Below are 7299 nucleotides of genomic sequence, written 5' to 3' on the forward strand. Positions count from 1 at the left end.
TTTAAAATCTGATTATAGAATTTATAAGATTTCATAAAATCATACGAACTATAATATATAGTACCTATACCTACTAACTCTTTATTCACTCTGTAATCGATTGTTCTCTTATCAATATCTAATTTATTTAATACTTCTTCGAGAGCATTTACAAAAAGTAATCTACCAAAATTGAAAGTATTCATAGCTGACGATATATTATTAAAATATCCAAGAATAATTGTTCCTTTATGGTAAGTAATAGACTTAGATTTATTTATCACATCAATCATAAAAATCTGGTCTTCACCATAAGATAATTTAGTATCAAATCGAATGTGATTTTTTAATATAAAGCTTCTTTTAAATAAACAAGAGCAAACACTAACCCTATCAATCAACTTACCTCTAACATAATCATCATAAAAATTATCTCTTGTAATTATTATTTCGTTACATGAGGTGACTAAATTACGATCACATTCAACAGTGTTGGTTTTTTTATAATCAAAAGAATAAACATCCTGATCACAATCGGTTATCAACTTTATAAGATAAGAAATTGCACCTTTGTATAGGAAATCATCTGAATCTAAAAATAATATATATTCCCCTTTAGCTGATTCTATTCCAACATTCCTTGCAGAACTTACCCCACCATTCTCTTTTTCAATAATTTTATAGTTATCGTTACTATAAAAATATTGCTCAATTATACGTGTTGTAGAGTCAGTACCTCCATCATTAATAAATATATATTCAATATTTTTATTTATATCTATTGATGATAATACATTATTAATATTTTTTTCTGAATTGTAGTATGGAATAATAATACTCAATATCATGAAAATACCTCAAGAATAACATTAATAAGACTATGCTTATATATACTAGAATAAGACGTAAATAAAAAGTCAATACTATCTTTAACCTCAATTGATCTTATACAAAATAAGAAAAAGGTTAAACTTAATATATAGCAATAATATATTCTTGTCTTAGGTATATAGAGAGTCATAACTATAATGTAAATTACGCATACTTGACTATATCTATCAAAAAAAGTCGCATATTGTTGAAATAGAAAAACAAAACCAACTAGAAAAATGTAACTATTAAATAACTGTAGTTTTCGAGGAACAATAAAGCAGAATAAGAATAGAAGTAAACATAAACTATAGGTTTTAAAATTAGCTACTAATTGCCCTGTACTATTAAGTTCAGTGAGCCTTCCAACCCCCCACTCACCAGATATATATGTTGATACACTAATAAATGACCATCCCATAAGGTTATTAATTTTATCAATTAGAAATATCGCATTTTCAGTGATTATGCTCGGGAATAATCCAATAAAAAACATAATCATAATAAATATTATTTGTGTACTTCTAGAGAAATTCATTACTCTTATTTTTTGAGATACAAATAATATTGGAATTATTATAATCAGCGCTATATGTGAAAATATTGATAAGAATAGAAAAAATATCGATTTCTTCTTCTGTTCAAGAAAATAATAATTCAAACTCAAAAGTAGAAATGCTAAAGCACTCGAAAACCTTATTCCTGTATATTGGATAATCGGTATACTAAGTATAAATATAATAAATAATAAAAAGTAGTCTAACGTCTTTATGTGTTTTATATCTTTATAATCAAATAATACCTTAAGTGACGCAAAGTAGATTAAATAGCACGAAAAAAAAACCAAGAAGTTGGCTTTCAAACCTAACTTAGAGCCAATAAAAAAAAGACTATATAAAAGAAAATCTCTTGTATATTGATATTCGTTAGTTGATATATAGCTATGATAATTATTGTATATTCTAAATAAATCGTATTGATAGGTCGGATAAAAACTAAATGCTATAATCGAAAAAAATAAGGGTAATGTATATTTAACACTGTCCTCTCTAGTTAAAATAGACATAAATAGTCTAGGTATATATAAAATGACATTCATCATCAATAATGATACATCTAAAAGAGTATGCCCAATAGTTTTATTTATCATTATTATTTACCATTTTTATTTCATCAATATTTACACATATATAAACAATACAAGTAGCCGTTAAAATCACACACAACGTTATTATAGAATATAGGCTCAGGTTGTTTTTGTTATCTATATATGGACATAAAAATTGGATTAAGCTTAAAAATATAAAATTAATATACTTAATATTTACATCATATTTTATTTTAATCCATAATGATTGAATTGAGAAACGTAAAATTAAGCATAAATAAGTAGATATAACAGCTCCGTAAACACCATATTTTTGAATAAAAACGAAGTTTAACACTATACTCAATACTGATATAAACACTGAAAATATTGGAATATACTTACTATCCTCAGAAACATGAAAATAAAAATCTAAAAAATAAAAATATTGCAGTGCAAAAATTGGCAAAATTAGGGAAAAGTATAAATGAAGATTAGTGTAGTCTGATGGAAATATTAAAGGTATTAACGGTTTTGATAAAAGTTGACCGAGAACTACCAGTATAGTTATTACAACAAAATATTTACTATAACTGCTAATTACTCTCTTTGACCTAATATCGTCATATAGGTATTGATATAATGAGTTAGTGTATCCACTAATAAATACACTTAATATACGACCTCCAGTCGACGCTAATATATAAACACCAACTTCTGCCATACTAATAAATTTAGCTAATATTAATCTATCACTAGCCTCAATGACTCTTCCTGATAACTCTGTAAATATCACAGGAAAACCCATTTTTATCGCGTATTTTGCATTGTTCTTATTAAAAGAAAAAGACATTAACTTAATATATTTGTAGCTTAAAAATATACTTATAATTATTTGTGAAAGTATATTAGATAAAATATAGCTAACCACATTATCACTAAATAATGTAATAAACGTGAATGCAAGACCATAAAATAAAGAAAAACTTATTATAGATATAATTGCAACAAAATAATATCTTCTATCCATTTTAAAATAGGAGATAATTATGACATTCCAGCCTGAAATTATAGATAGAATAAGTATCAATAAAAGTTCATGGTAGTTAATTCCATATTCTAAATATATCTTTGTCCCAATTTCAGAATTGATGAAAAGTATATACACAAAACTAAAGAAAGAGTTTAAGATTAAAAACAAAATGAGTTGCGTAGATAAATAATCCCCTAATTCTTTTTTATTCTTATATTTAGATTGCACCTTATTCTGCGGATTATATAATCCAAAGCCAATAACTATTGTCAATAATGAACTAATTGTCATTAATAAACCAATGACGCCATATTCATTGGGAGATAACAAACGAGTCATTAATGGTAATAATAACACCCCACCAAATTTTAATACTAAATTTGATATAGAATATGCTGCTGTACTTTTTACTAAACTCATATTATTTTTTATATTTCTTCATTGTATTATAACTTTATCCATAATTTTAATAACTGTCGTTTCATATTAAAATTTAGCTTAAAACCTAAATGACTTTTTATTCAAAGCGCTGTAGTTTTCGCTAAATCATCTAATAATAACATTCATTAGTAAGGTGAAATTTTGCAAAATCAAATTCATGATACTACTTTATTACCTTAATCCCGAATTCAACGTCGAAGTACGACAATCTCTAATATCAGCCGGCCAGTTGCTTGAACCCTAAACACTTTTTAGGACGATTGTTAATCCTTGATTGTGCAAACTGAATATCGTCATCCGTCACCGTTCTCTAGTCCGTCCCTTTCTTTACATATTGCCTTAGTAAGCCATTGGCATTTTCATTCGCACCTCGCTCCAAGAGCTATAGACGGACAAACTCAATACACTCAACGTGTATCCGATACTTATGAGCAGACTTACGCATGCTAACAGAATACGCGTGAGTGTACTTGGGACAATATTAGCCGAGTGCTCGGTTATTTTTAAAAATCACTATAAACCGTTGTATGAAGGCACTTTACTTTTTGGGCAATTTCAAAAATTGAAATTCTCAGTTCCAAGGGGTAGAAATCTGTTATCTTCTCCCCTCGATCAACTACTGATAACACATGGGAGTACTGCTTGTTTCTTTGACAAGAAGAGCGTATCACTTTCAGCAGTTGGCTTCCTCTTCTACGCTTTTCCATGGTTGTCGCACTTATTATCTGAAATCGGATTCTTACATAATAAATTACTTTTAGATTGAATTTATTCAGCCTACATCGTCTGACTTTTGATTAACATAAGACGCTTTTTGCCAAGTTTGAGACATAAAAAAACACTAGCTGTTGAGACTAATGTTTTGAAAAATCACTTAAAAACTGAGATTTAGTGCTTTTAGGGGAATAGGCCTTAAAAATTTTATAAACAACCTAGTTCATATAGCAAACTAAATAGCTTTAGGGTAGAAATACCACCAACTAGCCTGATATAGGCACGCTACCGCCCATTGGTTATATGCTATTACCAATTAGCAGCTAAATCTTTCCAGTCGTATTTTTAAGGGTATTATATCATTTCCAATAAGGAAAGGTATCCTATCTGTAAGTGATAGTTATGTCATTCTTTTCACTAGTGAACTCTATTTAAACGTTCATTTTTCAAACGGATATTAATCATAATAAGACAACAACTTACGACTTTCTAAAGCTATTAAAAAGCTACTTACTGTCGTAGCTGTAATTATAGTAGCCATAATTTCCGCCGTAGGTGCTGCTTGCTTTACGAACAATGGCGTTAAGTATAAAGCCTTTCACTTCAATGCCGTTTTGTTCAAAGCGTTGTTTGGCAACCTCGATTTCTTTAACGGTATTTTGCTCAAATCGACCCACTAATAAGGTGGTTCCTACATGGGCGCCAACAATAGCAGCATCGGTTACCGCTAAAATAGGCGGTGTATCTACAATCACCATATCGTAATGCTGCCCTGCCCACTCAATTAATGCTTTAAAACGTGGGTGTATTAATAACTCTGATGGATTTGGCGGCGTATCACCACGAGGTATAAATTCTAAACCGTTCACATCCGTTTCACGAACAACATAGCTAAAATCTTGTTTGCCACATAAGTAATCAGACAAGCCTGGTTTATTATCTGTACATAATTGTGTTTCCATTCGGCCCTTTCGCATATCAGCATCAATCACTAATACTTTTTGGCCCGCTTTTGCAATCACTGAGGCAAGGTTTACAGATACAAACGATTTACCAATATTAGGGCTAGGGCCTGATACCATTAGCACATTATTTTTTGCTTCCATCATCGCAAAGTGCAAGCTTGTACGTAAGCTTCGTAGTGCTTCAACCGATAAATCGGCGGGGTTATAAACACTTAACAAGGTTTGCTCTACCGTTAAGTTTTTACCTTTTTGTTTTTTCAGTGGCTCGGTTTGTGAGTCAGATAATGGAATTGAAGCATAAACAGGTAAGCCAATTTCTTCAATTTGATCTGGCGTTTAAACCCCTTTATGGAACGCTGCACGAAGTAAAGCAATAGCAACCGACAACATGCTGCCTAGTAGTGTTGCAAGAACCACAATTAAGGCTTTTTTCGGTTTCACTGCCTGTGAATAGCTTTGTGCTGAATCTAAAATACGCACGTTACCGACAGTACTCGCTTTTACAATGCTTAGCTCTTGGACTTTGTTTAGCAATTCAACGTAAATTTGCTGATTAACTTCAACGTTACGGGTTAAGCGTAAAATTTCTTGTTGTGTTTTCGGTAATTTCTCTACACGTTTATTTAAGCGTGCTTTTTCTGATAGTAAGGTTTTACGTTTATCCAATAAAGCAATATATGCTGGGTGCTCTTTCGTAAATCGCTGTGAAATATCACTTTCTTTAAACGTAAGTTCATTTAACTGTGATTCAACATTTACCATCACTTCTAACGCTGATTTTGCTTCTAAATTAAGATCAACTGATTCATTTAATTGACGATAATGATTAAGTTTGTCTTCAGCATTATTTAATTGGCTTTTAATTTCAGGTAAATGTTTCTTTAAAAACACTAAACTCTTTTCAGCTTCGGCAGAATTACGCTCTACATTTTGTAAAAAGTAATTCTGACTGATGTCATCTAATATCTCTTTTATTTTAGTGCGATTCTCACCTGTCATTGAAAGCTGGAGAATACCTGTTTGCTTTCCTCGTTCACTCACAGATAAACCACGTTGCAAGCCTTGCAAACTTAATCAATGCGTTAAAAGAAGAAGGCTTTGTTAATTTAAATGTCGGCTATCGTAATAATAAAATGGTTATTGCGTTAGAAAATCGCCGTTATAACCATAACCATAACCAAATAGATGGTGTAGGTGTTGCTCTGGGTATTATTGCTAGCAAAGCAGGCGACGGTGCCTTTAGTGATCTTGCTAAACTCATCAAAAAATCAAATGGCAAAGCTAACATCCAACAAAAACAAGAACAAAATGTTGAGCTAATTTTACTGACTAACGGATTACCAATGTTTGCAGTAAACACGGAAACACAATGTTATCGTGAATTTATTCAATCAGATATCCCTTGTAAGCAACTTAGCTTTAACACCATAAGTGCAAAGCCTAACTTTGACCAAACGACTTGGTTATACCAAACCATGAATAGCGGTTTTGGTCGTAGCCAAGTGATTTTATCTCCCGCATTAAATCACCGAACAGCAACAGAATATGGCTTCTTTGATTATTCTCTCGCACTTGCTGCCAACCTTTATACCCCACTATGGCAAGGTTCCGCTGTTGATCTGCGTTATATGGTACCTATTGATAATAGTGACGATTTTGACCAAGGTGGCTTATGGCATCAGCAAGCGTTTGAAAACAAGCTTGACCGTGCACTTCTTCATCAAGCATTTAAACTGCCACAAAATATCATTACTCAATTTAGTGGTGGCTACATGATGGGCGGCTACTGGGGAGGGATAAATGAAACACAATGGTACTCACCACAAGGCGATCACATGCTGGGTTTTGAAGCGAGTAAATTCATATCTAAAGACGAATATGATGCTCGAGGAAGAAAAATTGCAGATAAACAAAGTGTATTAGCTAACTATACCTATTCACTTCCAGAATATAACTGGCAATTAGGCCTTCAAGCAGGCGAATATTTCCAAGGTGATGTCGGTGCACGTGTAACTTCTAGTCACTGGTTAGGAGATACTAAATTAAGTATTAACTACCTAACTTCGAAAGCAAAAGGTAGTAGTGTAGTGGTCAACAAATACTAGCCACGGTTTTAGAGGTTAACCAATATAATCGTTCTGATTCATTCGGTGTTAATCCGCCATTATATTGATGTGGTCGTAATTGGCTGTAATAACCAATAATATATC

Annotated in this window: 4 protein-coding genes and 2 pseudogenes; 1 reads left to right on the plus strand and 5 read right to left on the minus strand. The window is 31.6% G+C overall.

Annotated features, from left to right (window positions below; genetic code table 11):
* The 5 genes and pseudogenes from C9J46_RS20965 to C9J46_RS20985 all read right to left on the minus strand — a co-directional run.
* Positions 1–827 (minus strand): glycosyltransferase family A protein (locus C9J46_RS20965; RefSeq protein WP_146144679.1); only part of this gene is annotated, 827 nt, incomplete at its 3' end.
* The gene (locus tag C9J46_RS21980; protein ID WP_107291473.1) at positions 824–1999 is read right to left on the minus strand and encodes an EpsG family protein; all 1176 of its coding nucleotides are present in this window, start codon (positions 1997–1999) and stop codon (positions 824–826) included. The genes C9J46_RS21980 and C9J46_RS20965, both read right to left, overlap by 4 nt.
* Entirely contained in the window at positions 1989–3389 is a 1401-nt protein-coding gene (locus tag C9J46_RS20975; protein WP_107291474.1) for a lipopolysaccharide biosynthesis protein, read from the minus strand. The genes C9J46_RS21980 and C9J46_RS20975 overlap by 11 nt, the downstream gene beginning before the upstream one ends.
* Positions 3390–3627: 238 nt before the next feature.
* Positions 3628–3786: pseudogene (locus C9J46_RS20980) on the minus strand (IS30 family transposase); the annotation flags it as partial.
* Between the two features lie 844 nt (positions 3787–4630).
* Positions 4631–6160: pseudogene (locus C9J46_RS20985) on the minus strand (polysaccharide biosynthesis tyrosine autokinase); the annotation flags it as partial.
* A 62-nt stretch (positions 6161–6222) separates the two neighbouring features.
* Here C9J46_RS20985 and C9J46_RS20990 point away from each other — a divergent pair.
* Entirely contained in the window at positions 6223–7194 is a 972-nt protein-coding gene (locus C9J46_RS20990; protein WP_255419033.1) for a YjbH domain-containing protein, read from the plus strand.
* The last annotated feature ends 105 nt before the right edge of the window (positions 7195–7299 follow it).

Source organism: Photobacterium sp. GB-36 (assembly GCF_003026135.1).
Classification (GTDB): Bacteria; Pseudomonadota; Gammaproteobacteria; order Enterobacterales; family Vibrionaceae; genus Photobacterium.

What these genes read in the sequence shown, in the direction of transcription:
- C9J46_RS21980 (WP_107291473.1), bottom strand. Translation starts at nt 1,999, where the DNA reads ATGATAAATAAAACTATTGGGCATACTCTTTTAGATGTATCATTATTG.
- C9J46_RS20975 (WP_107291474.1), bottom strand. Translation starts at nt 3,389, where the DNA reads ATGAGTTTAGTAAAAAGTACAGCAGCATATTCTATATCAAATTTAGTA.
- C9J46_RS20990 (WP_255419033.1), top strand. Translation starts at nt 6,223, where the DNA reads ATGGTTATTGCGTTAGAAAATCGCCGTTATAACCATAACCATAACCAA.